Source organism: Janthinobacterium sp. SUN033 (genome assembly GCF_030397595.1).
GTDB lineage: Bacteria > Pseudomonadota > Gammaproteobacteria > Burkholderiales > Burkholderiaceae_D > Janthinobacterium > Janthinobacterium kumbetense.
Map to the genome: position 1 here is coordinate 120,367 of NZ_JAPQNV010000002.1, position 18,445 is coordinate 138,811.

Below are 18,445 nucleotides of genomic sequence, written 5' to 3' on the forward strand. Positions count from 1 at the left end.
CACGCCACACATTCAAGGAGAAACGCAATGGGCATGGCAGCGAAAATCTTGTGGGGAGAGGGCCTGTTCCTGCGGCCGCAGCATTTCCAGCGCCAGGATCAATATCACGAAGCGCGCCTGCATCACACGGCTAGCGCGCTGCATCCCTACCTGTGGGGCGTGGCGCACATGGAGTGGGACCTGGCGGCGCTGAAGACGGGCACCCTGCGCCTGCAAGCCCTGTCGGCGATCTTCCGCGACGGCGAAGTGTTCGAGGCGCTGGGCGACGGCGCAACGGGCAGCGATACCCTGCCGCCGCCGGTGGACCTGGAAGCGCTGCCGCCGGCGGTGCAGGAAGTGACGTATTACGCGGCGCTGCCCATCCTCAACGGCGAAGGCATGAATTACACGGCGCAGGCGTCAACGGCGGGCACGCCGGCGGCCACGCGCTTTGCGCACGCGCTGCGCGCCACGCCCGACCTGTTCACGGAGTCCGCCGTGGCCGACGTGGCTTACCTGAAGAAGAGCGTGCGCCTGATTCCCGACAGCGAGGCGCGCGGCTCCTACGACTGCCTGCCGCTGATCGCCCTGCGGCGCACGGTGTCGGGCGGCTTCGAGCCCGTGCCCTCGTTCATGGCGCCCAGCCTGGCGATCGCCGGCGCGCCGCGCCTGCGGGGCGTGCTGGAACACCTGCTCGACGCCTTGCAGGCGAAAGTGAGCGCGCTGCACGGCCACCACCGGGAACCGAGCCGCAACGTGATCGAGTTCCGCTCCGGCGACGTGTCCTCGTTCTGGCTGCTGCACACGGTCAGCACGGCCGCCGCCGCGCTGATGCATTACGTGCGCCATCCGGCCCTGCATCCGGAGCGCCTGTACGAGGCGCTGCTGGGCCTGGCGGGCGGCCTGCTCAGCTACTCCAAGCATTACACGCTGGCCAGCCTGCCCGCCTACGACCACGCGCAGCCGGGCGCCTGCTTCGACGCCATCGACGGCATCATCCGCGAACTGCTCGACACCGTCATCTCGTCGAAGTATTTTTCCATCGCCCTGCTGGAAGAACAGCCGTCGTACTACCTGGGCAAGCTCGATTCGGGCAAGATCGACCAGCACACCACCTTGTACCTGGCAATCCGCGCCGCCATGCCCGCCATCGAACTGGTCGACGTGGTGCCGCTGCGCGTGAAAGTGGGCGCGCCGGATGACGTGGAAAAATGCGTGCTCACGGCCATGCCCGGCCTCAAATTGTCGCATGCGCCGCAGGTGCCGGCGGCCATTCCCGTGCGGCCCGACACCTATTATTTTGCGATTGAAAACCGCGGCGCGCTGTACGAACAGATGCTCAAGGCGCAGTCGATTTCCGTGTACGTGCCGGCCGGCATACGCGACCTGCAGCTGGAACTGATCGCGGTGACGGCATGAGCCAGCTCATCGAACGGCGCGCGGCGCCTTCCCTGCTGGGACCACGCGGCCCCGCCCCTGCCGGCGCCCGCCATGCCGGCAGCGCCCTGCTGGACCTGATGCATGAAGGCTTTTACATGCTGTTCATGCTGAAGCACGGTTCGGCGCCCGGCGACGAGCAAGGCTTCATGGAGCGCATCACGGCCTTCCTCGACGACTTCGAACGCGAGGCGAAAAAGATCCGCGCCGATGGCGACGATATCGAGGCGGCCAAATATGCGTTCTGCGCGGCAGTCGATGAAATCATCCTGGCGTCGCCCTTCACCCTGCGCAAGCAGTGGGAGCGGCGCCCGCTGCAGCTGCTGATCTTCGGCGACCAGCTGGCCGGCGAACATTTTTTCGACCGCCTCGACGCCCTGCGCGGCAAGGGCGCCATGCGCGTGCAGGCGCTGCAGGTCTTCCATATGTGCCTGTTGCTGGGATTCCAGGGCAAGTATGCGATCGACGGAGGCGAAAAACTCAGCTACCTGACGGCGCGCCTGGGCGATGAAATCGCCCACATCAAGGGCAAGAGCCGCGGCTTCGCGCCGCGCGCGGAACGCCCCGACCAGGTGGTCAACAAACGCGGCAGCGACGTGCCGCTGTGGGCGCTGTCGAGCTTTTTCGCCCTGCTGGCCATCTGCGCCTACCTGGGCCTGAAAACGCATCTGACGCGCGGCACGCAAACGACCCTGGCCGCGTATGCGGACCTGGTCAAGCTGGCGCCGCGCCCCGCGCACCTGACAATCACCCTGCCCTGAACACCTCACAGAACCTACTGCGCGTCGAGATTTGCGGCCTGCGATGCTCAATGACTCGGCGTCCCCGTGCATTCGCACACCTGCGCTTCTCGGCCACAACTCTCATCCGCTCGCTACGGTTCTGTGAGGTGTCAAGCCAATCTATTGCGCAATACGGAACTCGATGCGCCGGTTTCTCGCCCGGCCATCGGCCGTGGCGTTGCTGGCCACGGGACGGTCCGGCCCCTGGCCCGACACCAGCACCGAATCGGCGACGACGCCCTTGCCGGCCAGGTAGGCGCGCACGGCTTCGGCGCGCGCCTGGCTCAGGGCCACATTGCTGGTGCGCAGGCCCGTGTCGTCCGTGTGGCCGATCACCTCCACCTTGCGGCCCCGCAGCCTGAGCATGGCGGCCGCCATCTCGTCGAGGATGGCCAGGCCGGCCGGCGTGATGGACGCCTTGCCGCTGTCGAATTCGATGATGCGCTTGTCCAGCGCCGCATCGAGCAAGCCTTGCTCGGCCTCGGCCGCCTTGACCCGCAAGCCATTGTTGACGACATACGTGGGATTGAGGCTGGTGGCGATGTCGCTGGCGATCTGCTGGCGCTGCGCCTCGTTCGCCACCTCGCCGCGCACGCTGACGTTGTTGCCGTCGATGCTGATCTGCCCCCGTGAAATGAGCTTCAGGTTCGGCGCGATCAGCTTTTGCACGTAGCCGTTCCAGTTGGCCGGCACGGCCACGTTGCCGATGGCGATCTGGTCGACCACGCGCTCGGCGCCATACAGTTCGCGCAGGCGGGCCAGCACGGCCGCCTTGCCCGCCTCGTCGGCCAGGGTGCCCGTGACGAGGATCTGCCCCGGCATCGGCGTCTGGGGCGCCTGCGCCTGGGCGTGGCAAGGGGGGGCGGCGAGCAGCAGCGGCAGCAGGAAAATGACGGGAGATTTCATCGCAATCCTTCAGGCAAAGGTATCGGCAAACATGGCGCAGGCCGAGCGCAGCGACAGCTGCTCCTGCTGCAGGCAGGCGGAAAACCGGCGCAGCGCCGCATCGTGTCCCAGCTGCTCCTCGACCCAGTCGAGCTGGTCGAAGACGATCAGCCGTTCGCAGCCGGCCTGCGGATCGATCAGCGCGCGCAAGCCGTGCGGGTCGGCGCCGCAAAAGCCGATCACCAGCACGGGCGCCTCGTCGAGGTGGGAAAAGAACAGCGCCAGTTCGAAATCGGCCTGGCGCAGGAAGGGCGCGATCAGATGCAGCCAGAAGCTGGCCACCAGTTCGCGCAGCTGCGCGTCCTGCGGCAGCGGCAGCACCAGGCTTTTCTCCAGGCGCGGCAAGCCGCTCTGGCGCACGGGCCGCAGCAGCAGACCCAGGCCCAGCAGCAATTCGCGCACCGTCACGGGAAACGCGGGCGAAGCCAGCATGGCCTGCAGGCCATGCAGCGTCTGCGCCTGCAAAAAGGCGGCCAGGCGCGCCGCGTGGCGTGGCGCGGCCGGTTCGATGTCGACCACGTTGCCGGCCAGCGCCAGCAGGGCCGGCAACGGTTCGGTGCTGGCCACGATGCCTTGCGACAGCTGCTCCACCCGCTGCCACAAGGGCGCCAGCACCAGCGGGCTGCAGGCGACAAAGGCTTCCGCGTCATCGACTTCCAGCGCGCCCATGGCCATGAAGGGAAAGCGCCGCAGCGACTGGTCGCTGCTCGCTTCCAGGCGCCCGGCGATGGCGCGCCGGCTGCGCGTGCCGACGAAGGCAAAGCGCAGCGGCGGCAAGGCGTCGTAATTGAGCTTCCAGCGCGGCTCCACCGTCAGGGCATTCATCACCTGCGCCAGCCAGTCGTCGAGCAGCTGCACCAGCGCGTGATTGTCGCAAGCCTTGATGAAATCGCCGCGCGCGGGGATCTTGCCAAAATAGCCGAGACGCACCTGCTGTTGCCCGCGCATCATGGCTCCACTCCCGCTGCCACTGCAGCAACGGCGGCAACGGCGGCCATCGCCGGCGCGGGCGCGGCGGAAGCGCCCGGCGTGCCGACGATGGTCTCGGGCAGCTGCATGCCGCGAAAGCCCTGCTCCTGCAGCGCCGCAGTCCCGCCCGCGCCGGCGCCCGCCGTCTCGGCGCTGCTGGTGATTTTCAGGTCCACCGCCACGGCCACCTCGCCGCGCGCCCAGCGCAGTTCGAACACGCCGCCATCCTTGCGCTTCTTGGCCGCCGCATCGATCATGCGCTTCAAGCCGAACTGGCCCGGCTCGTTGAACAATTCCACCGTGCGCCCGTCGAAGGTGACGGCCGTGATGCGCGCCCCCTGCCCGCCCGCCGCGCCCTGCGGGCCCGGATGCACCATGTTCGTCCACTGCGCCGGGGTGTTGCGGTAGCGTAGCTGCTGGCCGTCGATCTCCACCGTGTATTCCAGCGTGCCCGGCGCGGGCGATGGCTGGATCTGGAAGACGGTTTGCGCCGCCGTCGACGTGGCCGCCACGCCGCCGGCGCCCAGCGGCGCGATCCAGCCGGGAAAGCGCGCCACCACCTGCGGCGACAGGCTGATGCCCATGTCGGCCCAGGTGCGCGGCGCCAGCACGTCGCCGCGCCGCACCACCAGCGGTCCCATGGAGGTGGTGACGAATTTCGCCACCAGGCCTTCCGGGCCGAAGAACTGGCCGATCTCCAGGTTGCTCGCCTCGATGCGCGCCGTGGGCGCGAACGGATATTTGTTCGCCAGCGACCTCTGGAACGGTTCATACACTTGCGCCGCCCAGGTCTTGTTGATATCGAGTTCGGCCGGCGCGACGATGACGGAAAATGTCTGCATCAGCGGGCGCACGAGGATGGGACGGATCGCCTGCTTTTGCGCGTCGCTCATCCCCGTGAGCAGCTGCTCGTCGACCAGTTTGAGGGCGTCGGCCAGTTCGGAACCGCTGCCTTCCAGGGTTTGCTGCATGAACTGGCGCGCGCCCGGCCCGGGATCGCCCTGGTTCTTCAGCTGGTTCAAGCGGCTGCGCAGTTTCGACAGCGCTTCCAGGTAGGCGCGCATCAGGGACGCATTGTTGTCCCTGGCCGCCACCAGCTTGCCCACGCCGGCAAATTCGCGGCCCACGGGGCCCATGGGCTTGTCCAGGCGGGCCGGGTCGAGCTGCGCATTGAGACCGGGACTGGACGTCAGCTGCGACGGCGCGCGGCGCAGCACAGTTTCCTTGAACCAGGCGACGAGGCCCCGCTCGGCCTTGCGCAACTGGGCATTCTGCAGCGCCGGGTTGTCCCACGAGGTTTCCTCGTAAATCGTCGTCAGCAGTCTGGCGACCGGCGACGACTGCGGGTCGCCCAGGCGGTTCATCGCCTGCACGGCGCCGTCAAAGCCTTTCAGGTCGGCGACGGCGACGCCCTGCACGAATTTTTGCCACTCGCGCGCATAGTCGGCCTTGTACATGGCCACCAGGTTTTTCTCGATCTGTTCCGGACTGCCTTCCAGGGTCAGGTCGTCGGTGGAAGCGCTTTTCAGCACCCAGTCGGCGCTTTGCAGCTCGCGGTTGGCGGCGTCGCGAAACGCGCCTTCGACGAACTTTTCCCACGCCTGGCGCGTAAAGGCGCCGGAGACGGCGTAGCTGCCCGCCAGCAGCGCCTGATCCTGTTCACCGACGATGCGCGCCACCGTCATGCCGGGAAAGCGCGTCGAGGCACGCGCCTTGACGTCCGCATACACGCGCTCGCGCGCCGGCATGCCGCGCACCACGCGGCGCAGGTTTTCGCGCGCCTGGTCGACCAGCGCCAGCTTTTGCTCGATGCGCGGCCAGGACGGGTCGCCGATCTGCGCCAGGTAAAACGTCAGCAGCCGTTCCGCGCTGCGTATCATCTGTTCGCGCGGCATGGCGCCCCGGTTCCCCTCCAGCCAGCCGCGCCAGAAGCGCGTCAGCTGGTCGTTCAGGTGACTGCTTTCCGCATGCGATTTATCGGCCAGCATCAGATAGGTTTTCAGCGCATTGTAGGCATCTTCCACGTTCGTCGCGCTGGCCGCCTGGTACTGCACGCTGCGCGCCGCGGCGGAAGGCGTGACGGAAGCGGCGGCCGGCGTCTGCGGCGTGCGCGCCGTGGGCTGCAACTGGTCGGCGCTGGCGTTCATTTCAAACAGCAGGGCTTCCAGCGCGCCCGCCACGGGGGTGAGCATGACCTGGCGCGCGCCGGAAAAGTACTCTTCGCGCAGCTTGCGTTCGAGCAAATCCCCCTGATACAGGCCCAGGCGCAAGGACCAGGGCCGTTGCGTGCGGTACGCTTCCAGCTGCTCGATGCGGTCCTGCAAGATCTCCAGCGCTTCCAGGCGCGACTGCAAGTCCAGGCGCCGCTCCTGCAGCTTCACCACTTTGTTCAGATCGGCCTCGACGTTGGCCACCAGTTGCCGGTTGCCCAGGTAGGACCAGCTCCAGCCGCCCAGGCAGGCGCCCAGCGACACGGTGGCGGCAAAGAACACGGCATATTTGAAGCGCAGCCTGGCGCGGTTGGCATAGTTGGCCACCAGGTGCTTGTCGGCAAAAATGACCTTGCGGAACAGCTCCAGCAGGAAATAGCCATGCTGGCGCGCACCCGATGGCACCGTGGCCGGGGCCGGCGCGAAAGCCAGGTCGAAGCGGCGCGCCACCTGCTGCGAGGAAGCACTGACGGGCTCGCCCTCCTGCAGCGCGCTGGTAAAGTAAAAGCCGCGGAACACGGGCTGGAACTGGAACGGGTTTTCCTCGAACAGGGTGGCGATGAAGGCGCGCAGGGCCGGCTTGATGGCGGCGAATTCGAGCGGAAAGGTGAAGACGCCGGGCGCCATCGTCTTGCGTTGCCGGTGCGCCATGTTGGCCAGGCTCAGCTCCGTCAAGCCGTCGTGCAATTCATCGAAACCCTGGTCGAAAAACGCCAGCAGGTCGGCCGTCGGCAGCTTGCGCTGGTAGGGCATGGTGGCGCCCCAGACGCGTTCGCGCTCGCTGCGTTCGGCATCCGCGAAAAACTCCGCGAAGCCGGCGATCAAGTCCGCCTTGGTAAACACGATGTACAGGGGCGCGAACACTTCCAGGCGTTCGATGACGTCCTGCACGCGCTTGCGCAGGCTGCGTGCCAGTTGCATGCCGACATCGGGGTCGCCGCGCAGTTCGGCGATGCTGACGGCGATGAGGATGCCGTTGACGGGCGCCTTGCGCCGGTATTTTTTCAGCAGGTCGAGAAAGCCGAACCACTCGCCGCGGTGCTCGTCGACGACGGAGTAGCGTCCCGCCGTGTCGAGCACGATGCCGTCCGTGGTGAAAAACCAGTCGCAGTTGCGCGTGCCGCCCACGCCTTGCACGATCTTGCCGTCGGCGAAGGGAAATTGCAGTCCCGAATGCAGGATGGCGCTGCTCTTGCCGGCGGCCGGATTGCCGATGATCATGTACCACGGCAATTCATACAGGGCGGCGGCGCCCGACTTGATACCCAGCTTGGACGTCTTGATGGTCTCGATGGCGGCCAGCATGCCCGTGCGCACGGCGCCCAGTTCGCCCTGCTGCGTGCTGCTGGCCGTCGACGCCGAGGCCGCCTGCGCGGCGGCGATCTCGGCCTCGTTGAGGATGGCCTGGCCCAGCGCCTGCGCATCGCGACGCGCGCGGCGCCGGCGCCACAGCCACAGGCCCAGCCAGATGACAAAAGCCAGCAACAGCAAGGCCAGCGCCCAGATCAGCGCCACTTCCAGCACTTCGGCGCCCAGGTACAGGAACACGGCCAGCGCCACGAAGCCAAGGATGGTCAGATTGCGGCTGTCGGTGAGGAAATGCCAGATTCGTCGCAGCATGATGAGCCCAGGGTGAGGTCGCAAAGCAGGAGGAACGCCGCCGCGCAGCGAGGCGGAGTCGGCCCATGCTGACAGCAATGCGGCGCGCCTTTGTTGACATATGACAAGTACCAGGCGCCAGCGCCCGGCAGGTGCCGCTGTGCCCTTGACGCTGCGCAAGCAAGCTTGCAGCTGTGAAAATCCGACCGCCGCCCGGCGCTAGAATGGCTGGCGCGGCTTACTTGCCCAGCACGCGCGGTTGCGGCAATTCCGTGTGGCCGAAGTCCATCATGGTCCAGCGCCCGCCCCAGCGCAGACCCACCGATTCGGCCGTCACGCCATATAGACGGTAGCCGCGCATGGCCCAGGCATTTTTTTCAGAAATGATGAGCTTTCCTTCATGCATGAATGCGCAATCGGCCGCCAGGCCATACTGGTGATAGCTTTGAAACGCCCTCGCGTTCGTCACGTTCGGGCCGGCCGCCGCCAGTTGGTCCTGGCGCGCGGGACTGCGATAGCCTTCCAGCAAGACCATGTCGTAACCATGCACGTCCTTCATGATCTTGAAGACCAGCAGCAAACGCTGCGCGTAATCGTGGTCGAGCAATTGCCAGTTGCGGCTGGCGCCGCCCAGCAGCGGGCGCAGCTGCGTCACTTCCGCCGTGGAAAACAGCAACGGCGGCAAGGCTGGCGGCGGCACCAACTGCTCGCCTTTCAGCAAGTCGCTGACCTGGTCATTGATGACGTGTTGCTGGTCGGCATAGCCGCGCAGGGCGATGCGGTCGCTGGACAGCCAGGCCAGCAGCGGCGGCACGATGACCAGCACGCTGCCCGCCAGGCTCAGCCAGCGGTGCCGCCACAGCAGTTGCCAGGCGCGCGCCACGCCCGAGCCCGTGTAGCGTTGCACGCGCTGCCACTGCGCGCCGCCTCCGCCCTTCAAGTGCTGCGCGCGCCGCTGCATGCGCCAGCCCAAGTTGACGAGCGTGTGCAGCACGATGGCGCGGCCGCCGGGAAACAGCAGCAGCCAGCAGGCAAAACAGGCGAGCAAGAAATACATCAGGACCAGGGCGACGAACATGGGGCGCTCCGTGACAGGGGTAGTCTGGGCCGGACAGCAATTTCCCGGCGGTATCGCTAGATCGTAGGCGTCCGCGGCCCGCATGAGCGCGGTTTACATCAAGGTCAGTCGAATTTGATCCACTGCGGAGGTGATATTTTGTCTTTACTGAAAACCGGGGATGGCCAGGCGCGCGGTCCCGACCTGCTGGGCAAGGCCGGCGCGGCTGGCGCGCGCATCGAAGGCAAGGGCATCCTGTCGCAGCTCGAACACGGCGTCGCCGCGCCCGCAGCCATGCCGGCCCTGCGCTGGCGTCCCGGCTGGCGGCATGGGGCCGTTGGCGCGCTGTGCCTGGCGGTGCTGATCACGGCCGTGTTCGCCTACGATACGGAGGTCTTGCCGCGCCCCCGGCCCCGGCCGGCAGCGCCAGCCACGGCCATGGCGCCGCCCGCAGTGCCGGCGCCAACAGTGCTGCCACAGGCGGCGCAGGCAGCCACCATCGTCAATACGGCGGCACCGGCCTTGCCCGAGGCGGCGGCCGCGAGCGCGCAGCGCAAGACGCCGCCGCCCGTGCGCCAGGTGGCCGCGCGGCCACAGGGAGCGAGGCCGGCTGCCGCGCCCGGCGACAGCGACGTCGCCTTGCTGACGGCGATGGTGGCCCATGCGCACCGGCAAGAAGGCACGGCAGCGCCCGTGCGCGACGTGGTGCTGCGCAGGCAGAAACAGGAACAGGAGCAGGAGCAGGAAACGGCGGAACTGTTACGGCGCTGCAAGCAGCTGGGCTTGATCGAAGGCATGCTGTGCCGCTCGCGCATCTGCTCGGGCCGCTGGGACAGCGATCCCGCCTGTCATTGAGAAACTCATGTGTGTCTCGGATGCGTGGCCGCGTCCATGCGGCCTTGCAAAAAGCCTTCCATCAGCGCCAGCAATGCCTGCGGCTGCTCCTGGTGCGGCGTATGGCCGCACTGCTCGACCATGGCGGGCACGGCGTTGAGCGCCTGCGCCACGATCGTGTCGACCTGGGCCGCGCTGCCGTACTGGTCCTCGCTGCCCTGCACCACCAGCGCCGGGCATTCGACGGAAGGCAGCAGGTACTCGATATTCCAGAACTGGAAACCATAGCTGAGCCAAGTGTCCGACCAGGCCTTGAAGATGGTCTCCGTCTTGTCGCCATGGTATTTCGCCAGCGCGCGCAGCTTGCCCGCGCCAAACGCCGCGTCCGCCACGCGGATGCCCTCGAGCGTGATGCCCTCGACAAACACGTGCGCCGCTTCGGTGATGATGCCGCGCAAGCGGGGCGGCTGCTGCGCCGCATAGATCAGGGCGATGCTGCCGCCATCGGAATGGCCGACGAGAAAATGATCCTGTCCCGGCAGCAGTGCCGCCAGCACTTGCGGCAGCTCGCACAGTGCGTAATCGTGCAAATAATGGAGCTGCCGGCGCGCCGCCAGCGGCGACGACTGGCCATAGCCGTGGCGGTCGTACAGCAAGCCGCGGCACCCCGTCGCCTGGCATAGCTGCGCGGGAAAATCTTTCCACATCGCACAGCAACCGAGTCCCTCATGCAGGAATACCAGGCAGGGCTTGGCGGGGTCGCCTTCGATCAATTCGTAATAGATATCGGTTTCGGCACTCAGGTTCAGTATCGGCATGGGCTAGGCTCGCAACGGTTTCCGCATCGGCAGGTCGGCTGGGCCTATTGTGCCATTGTCCTGCGCGACATGCGTGGCGCCCCGTAAAAATAGCCTGCGGGAAAAGATCTTGACGCCTGCCTGCAAGGTGTTTGCGCCAGCACAAGCGAGCGCCGTTTTTCCGGTGGCGCCGCCCCCTTTTTGCCCGCGCGTTTGCCTAGAATAGCTTACTCCCACAGCATGGAGCAGGCGGCTACCTTATCAGCCAGGACGTGACACTGGCCGTCACGGCAACAGATAGGGCGTCTTGCCGCACGACGACAGGCGCGGCGTCCAAACTATCGATCAGGAGTACATCATGGAAATGAAAGTAGAACATCGCACCGGCAGCAACCTGGCACTGGAAGAAACCGAGCTGCCGATGGAACAGGAAGGCCAAAGCGCCAAAGGCGCGGCCGCGCAGGACTTGAACCTGAGCCCCGCCGCCTTCACCACCTACTACACGTGGACGGCCAATGGCGTGCATCCTTCGGTCAACTTCGCCAATGCCAACGTGAAAGCCAATTCGCGCGTCTTCCTCAACATCAGCGAATACGGCGCCACTGCCCAGGACCGTTTCATTGGCGCCGCCCGCATGGCCGTGTACAACATTGCGCCATACAATGGCGGCTTCCGGGCCTGGGTGGAAATCTCGTGGGGCAGCCCGCTCAAGGTGCGTTTCGACGTGTTTGTCGATCCCTGATCCGGGAAACGCTGCGCGCCCCCTGCCATCAGCGGGCCGGCGTCGCGCACGCCGCTAACACGGCATGGACAGCGTGAACGGAAAACCGTGCGCGCATGACAAAAGGGCCACGTGTTGCCACGTGGCCCTTTGCTGCTGCTTGTTCTGGCTCCCCGACCTGGACTCGAACCAGGGACCTGCGGATTAACAGTCCGTCGCTCTACCAACTGAGCTATCAGGGAAAGGAGGCCGAATTATATACGTCAAAATTTCCCATGTCCAGTCGTTACGACATGGTTGCTGCATGAGCAGCAAAACAGGCCGCCGGCGAGCCAGCCTCGCCAGATGGCTGCGCCCGTCTGCGCGGCGTCACGCAAGATAGTAGAATAGCCAGGCCTTGCCGATATGGAAGGCGCACAACGGCATGCCGGCAACGGGGCGTCAACCACGCCGCCGCGCGGACATGCGCTTGCAAGCTCACCTTGCCCCTGGCTTACTGCTCTCACCCGACATGACAGAATCAAGCGCAACCCTGGTGGACAAACCCGGCAGCGGCGACAGCTCGGCGGAAATTGCCGAGCATATGGCGGCCGCCATCGTGGCGCGCCAATTGCCGCCCGGCACCCGGCTGCGCGAAGAAGCGCTGTGCCGGCTGTATGGCGTCAGCCGCACCAAGATCCGCGCCGCCCTGCTCATTCTTTCAAAAGATAAATTGATCCGCATGGTGCCCGACAAGGGCGCCTTCGTCAGCCAGCCGACCGAGGCGGAGGCGCGCGACATCTTTGCCGCGCGGCGCGTCATCGAAGCGGCCCTGGCGCGCGAATTCGTCGCGCGGGCCAAGCCTGCCGACTACCGGATGCTGGAGCGCCACCTGAAGGCGGAACGCCTGGCGCTGGCGCAAGCGACGCCGCTGCGTTCGCAGCTGCTGGGCGACTTCCACGTCTTGCTGGCCGATATCGCCGGCAACGCCGTCCTGCGCGACATCGTGCGCGAACTGGTGGGCCGCAGCTCGCTCATCACCATGCTGTACCAGTCCGGCCACGCCGCCGCCTGCTCGTACGACGAACACGGCCGCTTTCTCGAGGCGGCGCGCAACGGCGACGCGGACCTGGCGGCGCGCCTGATGGTCGAGCACCTGTCGCACGTGGAAGCGGCCTTGCGCTTCGACGGCAGCGCCAGCGACGACAGGAAAGACCTGGTGGCCGCGCTGCTGATGTAGGCCCCGTCATCAAAAAAGGCCGCCCCTGCGGATGCACGGGCGGCCTTTTTGCGATTGCCGCTTTTTCGATAGCAGTACCGGACGCGCGGCTCCGGCCCTGCCCTCCCCGCTATTCGCCCAGGTAGATAAACTTGAACAGGAAGATGGCGGCGATGATGTAAGCCACCACGGACACTTGCTTGCCCTTGCCCGTCAACAGTTTCAATACCGCATAGGTGATGAAGCCGAAGGCGACGCCGCTGGCCACCGAATACGTAAATGGCATCATCAAGGCCGTGATAGCGGCAGGAATGCTTTCCGTGCTGTCATCCCAGTCGATGAAAGTCAGTTCGCGCAGCATCAGGCACGCCACGTACAGCAGCGCCGGCGCCGTCGCGTACGGCGGCACCGTGTGCGCCAGCGGGGCGAAGAACAGGCTGCCCAGGAACAACAATGCAACGGCCACGGCCGTCAAGCCCGTGCGGCCGCCCGCTTGCACGCCGGCAGCACTTTCCACGAAGGCCGTGGTGCTGGACGTACCCAGGCAGGCGCCTGCCGCGATCGCCGTGCTGTCGGCCAGCAAGGCCTTGTTCATGCGTTCCATCTTGCCGTCTTTTAACAAGCCAGCACGGTTGGCCACGCCCATCAGGGTGCCCGTCGCATCGAATAATTCCACCAGGAAAAATACCAGCACCACGTTGACGATGCCGATCGACAACGCGCCCATGATGTCGAGCTTGAACAAGGTCGGCTCGATGGCGGGCGGCGTCGAAACGATGCCGTTGAACTGGTTGCCGCCAAAGAAGAAGCTGGCAACGGTGATGGTGAGGATGCCGATCAGGATGGCGCCCGGCACTTTCAGGCGGTCCAGCGCGACGATGATGAAGAAGCCGAGGATGGCCAGGATGGGCGCCGCCTGGTGCAAGTCGCCCAGCGCGATGATGGTGGCCGGGTTCGACACCACCACGCCGGCGCTTTTCAGGGAAATAATCGCCAGGAACAGGCCGATACCGACGGTGATGGCCGTGCGCAGCGCGGGCGGGATGCTGTTGATGATCATCTCGCGCACCTTGAACAGGCTGACCAGGATGAACAGGCAGCCGGAAATGAAGACGGCGCCCAGCGCCACTTCCCAGCTCATGCCCATGCCCTTGACCACCGTGTACGAGAAATATGCATTCAAGCCCATGCCCGGCGCCAGCGCGATCGGGTAGTTCGCGTACAGCCCCATGATCAGGGTGCCGATGGCGGCCGCCAGGCAGGTGGCAACAAAAACGGAGTCTTTCGGCATGCCCGCGTCGCCAAGGATGGACGGGTTGACGAAGATGATGTAGGCCATCGTCAGGAACGTGGTCAGGCCGGCCAGCAGCTCCGTGCGCACATTGGTTCCGTTGTCCTTCAGTTTGAAATAGCGTTCCAGGAACTGCATGATTAACCCCTTGTTTTGGTAAAACCGGGCGCCTGCGTGTGGCCAGTGCGCCTCTTTTTATGACGAAATGACTACTTTCCCGCTGCGCCGGCCGGCTTGAAGGCCCACCAGCGGCTGCCCGCGAAATTCCAGACCAGCCCGATTCCCGTCGCCAGCACCTGCGCCAGCCAGTAATACCAGCCCAGCTGGTGTACCAGCAGCCACATCAGGCCCGTATTGATGCACCAGCCGATGCCCAGCAGGGTGAAATACTTGCTGGCCGCCTCGCCATGGCCCTTGTCGCTCTTGAACGTGAAAAAGTAATTGAGGAGGTAGTTGACGACGGAACCGAGGATGTAGCCGATGCCGGACGCGGCGGCGGCGCTGATGCCGGCCCATTCCACGCCACCCCATAGCACGCTGTATTGCACGGCCGTGCCGGAAGCGCCGACGGCGGCGAAACGCAAAAATTGGTGATGCAGGGAGTGGGACATTGTCAATTTTCAAATAAGACGAAAACAATTGCCGGGATCGGGCCAGAATAAAAAATGGCTACGATTGCTCGTAACCATTTTTCAGCCTGCATTTTACTGCAAGTTGCGCCCAACGTTCATATTCGCCGCCGTTTCGACACTTATTCCTTGCGCTGGCGGCGCCTGCGCAGCCACACAAACAATGCGATCAACAGCAAGATTCCCACGATGCCGCCCGGCAGCATGAACGGTTGTGCGCGCGCCAGCACGGGTTTCTCGCCGCCGCTGCGCGCCTGCGCCACATACGCGGGCGTAACGGACACATCCGGGTTGCCATACTGCTTCAGCACGTAATTGGCGATAGCGGCGATCTGCTCGTCCGTCAAGGGTTGCACATACGAACGCTGGTCGAAACGGGGCATGAACGCTTCATGCTCTTCCCCTTCGATCTTGCGCTCGACGCCAAACAAGATGGCCGAGACCAGGTTGGCCGGCGTGCTGCCGCCCGTCGCCGTGTTGTTGAACAGGGCGGGATAGGCCTGGCCCGTGCTGCCGGCACCGCTGGCCGAATGGCAGCTGGCGCAGTAGCCGGAAAACAGGATCGCGCCGCTGTTGAGCGAATGGCGCTCGGTGGAACTGGCCATGCCGCGCAGCAGCGGCTCTTCGCTGGCGGCGCTGCCATGGCTGAAGGCAGCTTGCGTCTGCCCCGGCGCGCGCACGGGCGGCACCGTGCGCAGCCAGGCCACGATGGCGGCCACGTCGTCGTCGCGCAAAAACTGCAGGCTGTTCTGGATGGCTTCGGCCATGCCGCCCGCCGCCTGCCCCTTGCCTTCCACGTGGCCCGTCTTCAGGTAAGCCGTGAGTTCCGCATCCGTCCACGCGCCGATGCCGCTGACCTTGTCGGACGTGATATTCGGCGCATGCCAGGAACCGAGCGACGCGCCCGCCAGGGTCTGGCTGCCGATTTCCGCCATCAGCGCGTTGCGCGGCGTATGGCAGGCGCTGCAGTGCGCCAAGCCTTCGGCCAGGTAGGCGCCGCGGTTGATCTGCGCGCTTTTCGTTGGGTCCGGCACGAAGCGTTTATTGTCCAGGAACAAGGTATTCCAGCCCAGCATGGACAAGCGCACATTGAACGGGAATGGCAAGGCCGTCTGGCGCGCCGGCGCGTCGACGGGTTGAACGGCCTGCATGAAGTAGTAATACAGGTCGCCCACGTCCGCATCCGTCAGCTGCGCATAGCTGGTGTAGGGCATGGCCGGATACAGATGGCTGCCGTCGGCGCGCACGCCTTCGCGCAGCGCGCGCGCAAAGTCGGCTTCCGTGTAGCGGCCGATGCCGCCTTGTTTCGACGGCGTGATATTCGTCGCGTAAATCGTGCCCAGGGGCGAATCGATGGCGTAGCCGCCCGCATACGGCTTGCCGCCCGCTGCCGTATGGCAAGCCATGCAGTCGGCCGCGATGGCCAGGTAGCGGCCCCGCTCGAGGCGCGCATCGGGCTTGGCGGCCGCCGGCGCGGCGGGACGGTCCGGCGTCAGGGTGACGGGCGGCGCAGAGGCAGGCACGGCAGCGATGGCGCCGCCGGCCAGCAAGGCCAGGCCGAGAGCAAAGGACAGGCGGCGCATCATGCTGCCTCCCTTGCCAGGGTGCGGGCGATGTCGTCCGCCGCGCGCAAACCGAGTGCGGCCATACTGAGGGTGGTGTTGACGACGCTGGCCGACGGCATGGCGCCGCCGCCGGGCAGCCACAGGTTGGCGTGATCGTGGGCGCGGCAATTGCCGTCGACCACGGAATCGGCGCGATTGGAACCCATGATGACGCCGCCCATGATGTGGTTATTCGCGTTCAGGCTGTCGGTGATATGGAATTCCACGGCGCCGAACAGCTTGCCGATGTGCTCCAGCTGCGCATGCGCGGCCTTCGCGCCATCGCGCACATAGTCGCCCACGTCATAGTAGATGTCCGGGCAGGCCAGGCCCAGCGGGTCCTTGCGCGTCTTGCTCAAAGTCAAGCGGTTATGCGCTTCGGGCAGCGGCTCCAGGCTGATCGACAGGTCCACGCCGAACGCGGCGCGGCGGCGGATTTCATCGTCGAGGTCCTTGCCCACCAGGCCCAGCTTCAAGGATTGCTGGGTAGCAGGTCCAACGCGGGTGATATTGTTCAAGATCATCTTGTTGGCCGAATACTGCGCGCGGAAGGCGCCGTCGCGCGGACCCACCAGGCAGCTGCTCTGCGCCGGGCCACGGCCCGTCCAGATCGGTTCATTGGCGAGGAAGGTACAGTGGAAACCCGAGTGGTCCATCATGTTGCAGCCCACCTGGTCGGAACTGTTGGCGATGCCGTTCGGATTGTTCTGGTTCGCCGCCAGCAGCAGCAAACGGGGTGTTTCGATGCCATTGCAGGCAATCACGAAGGCCTTGCCGGTCGCCATGTGCGACTGTTTTTTCGCGTCATACCAGTGCACGGCCGTCACGCGGTTGTTCTGGTCCGTGTCGATGCGGTAGACGACGGCCTCGGCCAGCACGCCAGCGCCCTTCAGCTCGGCCCGCTCCACGTGGTGGATGCCGTTGTACATGGCGCCGATGGGGCAGATCGGCTGGCAATTGTTATTGCCGCAGCAAGTCGGGCGTCCCTGCCACGGGCGCGTCGAGCGGCCTTGCGGAATCGGCACGGAACGGTAGCCGTGCGGGTTGACCACTTCGGCGAAGCGCTTGTCGCCATAGCCCCAGGGCACCATGTCCATCGGATATGGCGCGCTGCGCTCGCTGGGCGACTGCAGCGCGGGATCGTTGGGGCCGGCCACGCCCATTTCCTGCTCGGCGCGGCAATAGTACGGTTCCAGCTCATCGTAGGAGATGGCCCAGTCGCGCCCTACCCCGTAATCGCTTTTCATGCGCATGTCGGACGGCAAGTGGCGCCAGCACGACGCGGCCCAGTGCCAGGTCGTGCCGCCCACCGTGCGCAGATAGCCCTGCTGGAAACTGCTGCCGCTGGGGCCGGACAGTTCCACGTAGTTATTCTTCGGGAAATACAGGGGCGCGGGCGCGTTGTCCGCCTGCGGATACAGGCCCTGGAAGTCGGAACCGACGCGGTTCTCGAACGGCATGTTGCGCCAGTTTTCCACTGCTTGGCCCCGCTCGATGCGCAAGCCCGCTTCCAGCATGATCACGGAGTGACCCTGTGCGGCCAGCTGGTCGGCCATCATGGCGCCGACGACGCCGGTCCCGACGATGACGACATCGGCGACGACGTCGCCATTACTCTTGAATTGGGGTGATTTCATTTTGCTTGCTTGCCTTTGGTTTCGGAAGTGCCGGTGGTGGCCGGGGCCGGTACGGGTTTTGGCGCCACGGGCGCGGACACGCCCACGGCGGGCGGCGCCTTCAGCCACCACAGGGGGCCGTAATTGCAGTAAGTCGGCACGACCTGGCCATCGGCCACCGTGCGGTACATCAACGCTTCCGCATACGCGACGACGATGGACTTCGTGCCCTGCGCCGCATTTCCGGCGACGGTGCCCGTGTACCAGGCGGCAACGATGGCCAGGGCCAGCTCGCGCAGACCCGCATCGGCGGCGCTGGCGGCCGCCAGCAGGGCCTTGGCTTCCTGGCCCGTGACGAGCAGCGCGCCCAGCTGCGGCAAGCGGTCGGCGAAGCCGGGCACGTTGGTGCGCATGGCTTGCTCGATGCGCGCCGCCGTCGCGGCGGACAGGTCGCGGTGACCCGTGATCGTTTGCGACAAGGTGTAGAACAGCATGGTGGCGGGCGCCAGGCCGGTGGCCGGAGCGCTGGCCGGCGCCTGCATGGCGGCGGACAGGGGATTGCTCCAGAAACCGGCCTGCGCCAGCAGGGCAGCCAGGCCGATCAGGGCGTGGCGGCGGCTGATGCGGGGAAGGGATGAAACGGATGTTGCAGATGGTTCAGTGCCTGGATGGTTCATGAGACTCCCGCAAGACTTGTTATTTTATTGACTTCGATGATTGCGCTACATTGCATTTGCGCATAGATGGAACCGGTTCCATATTATCCTACAGAAGTAA

15 protein-coding genes and 1 tRNA gene are annotated in these 18,445 nt (G+C 65.7%); 5 read left to right on the forward strand and 11 right to left on the reverse strand.

The annotated features are described in order from the left end of the window. Positions 1–27 precede the first annotated feature (27 nt). Complete coding sequence (gene tssK / locus OX460_RS09165; RefSeq protein ID WP_099667120.1) at positions 28–1,398, forward strand: type VI secretion system baseplate subunit TssK; 1,371 nt, start codon at positions 28–30, stop codon at positions 1,396–1,398. Continuing rightward, positions 1,395–2,177, forward strand: coding sequence for a type IVB secretion system protein IcmH/DotU (gene icmH / locus OX460_RS09170; protein WP_289898484.1), 783 nt, complete (start codon positions 1,395–1,397; stop codon positions 2,175–2,177). The genes tssK and icmH overlap by 4 nt, the downstream gene beginning before the upstream one ends. A gap of 141 nt (positions 2,178–2,318) precedes the next feature. On the opposite strand, the gene OX460_RS09175 is transcribed toward icmH, so the two are convergent. From OX460_RS09175 to OX460_RS09190, 4 genes are all read right to left on the reverse strand, one after another. After that, positions 2,319–3,104 carry an OmpA family protein gene (locus OX460_RS09175; protein ID WP_289898485.1) on the reverse strand — a complete coding sequence of 262 codons (786 nt, stop codon included), beginning with the start codon at positions 3,102–3,104 and terminating at the stop codon, positions 2,319–2,321. A gap of 9 nt (positions 3,105–3,113) precedes the next feature. Continuing rightward, entirely contained in the window at positions 3,114–4,094 is a 981-nt protein-coding gene (gene tagF / locus OX460_RS09180; protein WP_289898486.1) for a type VI secretion system-associated protein TagF, read from the reverse strand. Continuing rightward, complete coding sequence (gene tssM / locus OX460_RS09185) at positions 4,091–7,942, reverse strand: type VI secretion system membrane subunit TssM (RefSeq protein WP_289898487.1); 3,852 nt, start codon at positions 7,940–7,942, stop codon at positions 4,091–4,093. The genes tagF and tssM overlap by 4 nt, the downstream gene beginning before the upstream one ends. Positions 7,943–8,159: 217 nt before the next feature. Further along, positions 8,160–8,999, reverse strand: coding sequence for a M15 family metallopeptidase (locus tag OX460_RS09190; protein WP_289898488.1), 840 nt, complete (start codon positions 8,997–8,999; stop codon positions 8,160–8,162). Positions 9,000–9,137: 138 nt separating this feature from the next. Between OX460_RS09190 and OX460_RS09195 the strand changes: the two genes are divergently transcribed. Then, the gene (locus OX460_RS09195; protein ID WP_289898489.1) at positions 9,138–9,833 is read left to right on the forward strand and encodes a hypothetical protein; all 696 of its coding nucleotides are present in this window, start codon (positions 9,138–9,140) and stop codon (positions 9,831–9,833) included. 5 nt (positions 9,834–9,838) lie between these two features. Here the strand turns inward: OX460_RS09195 and OX460_RS09200 are convergent, their stop codons facing one another. Then, on the reverse strand, positions 9,839–10,630 hold the full coding sequence (locus OX460_RS09200) for an alpha/beta hydrolase (RefSeq protein ID WP_099667114.1): 792 nt from the start codon (positions 10,628–10,630) through the stop codon (positions 9,839–9,841). A 337-nt stretch (positions 10,631–10,967) separates the two neighbouring features. Between OX460_RS09200 and OX460_RS09205 the strand changes: the two genes are divergently transcribed. Beyond that, positions 10,968–11,351 (forward strand): hypothetical protein, encoded by a 384-nt coding sequence (locus OX460_RS09205; protein ID WP_251351372.1) that lies wholly within the window; start codon positions 10,968–10,970, stop codon positions 11,349–11,351. Between the two features lie 145 nt (positions 11,352–11,496). Here the strand turns inward: OX460_RS09205 and OX460_RS09210 are convergent. Next, positions 11,497–11,572: transfer RNA gene (locus OX460_RS09210), tRNA-Asn, on the reverse strand. Positions 11,573–11,841: 269 nt separating this feature from the next. On the opposite strand from OX460_RS09210, the gene OX460_RS09215 reads away from it, so the two are divergent. Beyond that, on the forward strand, positions 11,842–12,549 hold the full coding sequence (locus tag OX460_RS09215) for a GntR family transcriptional regulator (protein ID WP_099667112.1): 708 nt from the start codon (positions 11,842–11,844) through the stop codon (positions 12,547–12,549). Positions 12,550–12,658: 109 nt separating this feature from the next. Here the strand turns inward: OX460_RS09215 and OX460_RS09220 are convergent, their stop codons facing one another. The 5 genes from OX460_RS09220 to OX460_RS09240 form a co-directional block, all read right to left on the reverse strand. Continuing rightward, positions 12,659–13,957 (reverse strand): NCS2 family permease, encoded by a 1,299-nt coding sequence (locus tag OX460_RS09220; protein ID WP_092606241.1) that lies wholly within the window; start codon positions 13,955–13,957, stop codon positions 12,659–12,661. A 71-nt stretch (positions 13,958–14,028) separates the two neighbouring features. After that, positions 14,029–14,430: a GtrA family protein gene (locus tag OX460_RS09225; protein WP_034788967.1), complete on the reverse strand. Its 402-nt coding sequence runs from the start codon at positions 14,428–14,430 to the stop codon at positions 14,029–14,031. Between the two features lie 140 nt (positions 14,431–14,570). Then, positions 14,571–16,034 (reverse strand): c-type cytochrome, encoded by a 1,464-nt coding sequence (locus OX460_RS09230; RefSeq protein WP_289898490.1) that lies wholly within the window; start codon positions 16,032–16,034, stop codon positions 14,571–14,573. Next, entirely contained in the window at positions 16,031–17,689 is a 1,659-nt protein-coding gene (locus OX460_RS09235; protein ID WP_289898491.1) for a GMC family oxidoreductase, read from the reverse strand. Before OX460_RS09235 ends, OX460_RS09230 begins: the two co-directional genes overlap by 4 nt. Further along, entirely contained in the window at positions 17,686–18,345 is a 660-nt protein-coding gene (locus OX460_RS09240) for a sugar dehydrogenase complex small subunit (RefSeq protein WP_289898492.1), read from the reverse strand. Before OX460_RS09240 ends, OX460_RS09235 begins: the two co-directional genes overlap by 4 nt. Positions 18,346–18,445 lie beyond the last annotated feature (100 nt).

Excerpts from the sequence above, each read along its gene's own strand:
- tssK (WP_099667120.1), top strand. The coding sequence starts at position 28 with ATGGGCATGGCAGCGAAAATCTTGTGGGGAGAGGGCCTGTTCCTGCGG.
- icmH (WP_289898484.1), top strand. The coding sequence starts at position 1,395 with ATGAGCCAGCTCATCGAACGGCGCGCGGCGCCTTCCCTGCTGGGACCA.
- OX460_RS09175 (WP_289898485.1), bottom strand. The coding sequence starts at position 3,104 with ATGAAATCTCCCGTCATTTTCCTGCTGCCGCTGCTGCTCGCCGCCCCC.
- tagF (WP_289898486.1), bottom strand. The coding sequence starts at position 4,094 with ATGATGCGCGGGCAACAGCAGGTGCGTCTCGGCTATTTTGGCAAGATC.
- tssM (WP_289898487.1), bottom strand. The coding sequence starts at position 7,942 with ATGCTGCGACGAATCTGGCATTTCCTCACCGACAGCCGCAATCTGACC.
- OX460_RS09190 (WP_289898488.1), bottom strand. The coding sequence starts at position 8,999 with ATGTTCGTCGCCCTGGTCCTGATGTATTTCTTGCTCGCCTGTTTTGCC.
- OX460_RS09200 (WP_099667114.1), bottom strand. The coding sequence starts at position 10,630 with ATGCCGATACTGAACCTGAGTGCCGAAACCGATATCTATTACGAATTG.
- OX460_RS09205 (WP_251351372.1), top strand. The coding sequence starts at position 10,968 with ATGGAAATGAAAGTAGAACATCGCACCGGCAGCAACCTGGCACTGGAA.
- OX460_RS09215 (WP_099667112.1), top strand. The coding sequence starts at position 11,842 with ATGACAGAATCAAGCGCAACCCTGGTGGACAAACCCGGCAGCGGCGAC.
- OX460_RS09220 (WP_092606241.1), bottom strand. The coding sequence starts at position 13,957 with ATGCAGTTCCTGGAACGCTATTTCAAACTGAAGGACAACGGAACCAAT.
- OX460_RS09225 (WP_034788967.1), bottom strand. The coding sequence starts at position 14,430 with ATGTCCCACTCCCTGCATCACCAATTTTTGCGTTTCGCCGCCGTCGGC.
- OX460_RS09230 (WP_289898490.1), bottom strand. The coding sequence starts at position 16,034 with ATGATGCGCCGCCTGTCCTTTGCTCTCGGCCTGGCCTTGCTGGCCGGC.
- OX460_RS09235 (WP_289898491.1), bottom strand. The coding sequence starts at position 17,689 with ATGAAATCACCCCAATTCAAGAGTAATGGCGACGTCGTCGCCGATGTC.
- OX460_RS09240 (WP_289898492.1), bottom strand. The coding sequence starts at position 18,345 with ATGAACCATCCAGGCACTGAACCATCTGCAACATCCGTTTCATCCCTT.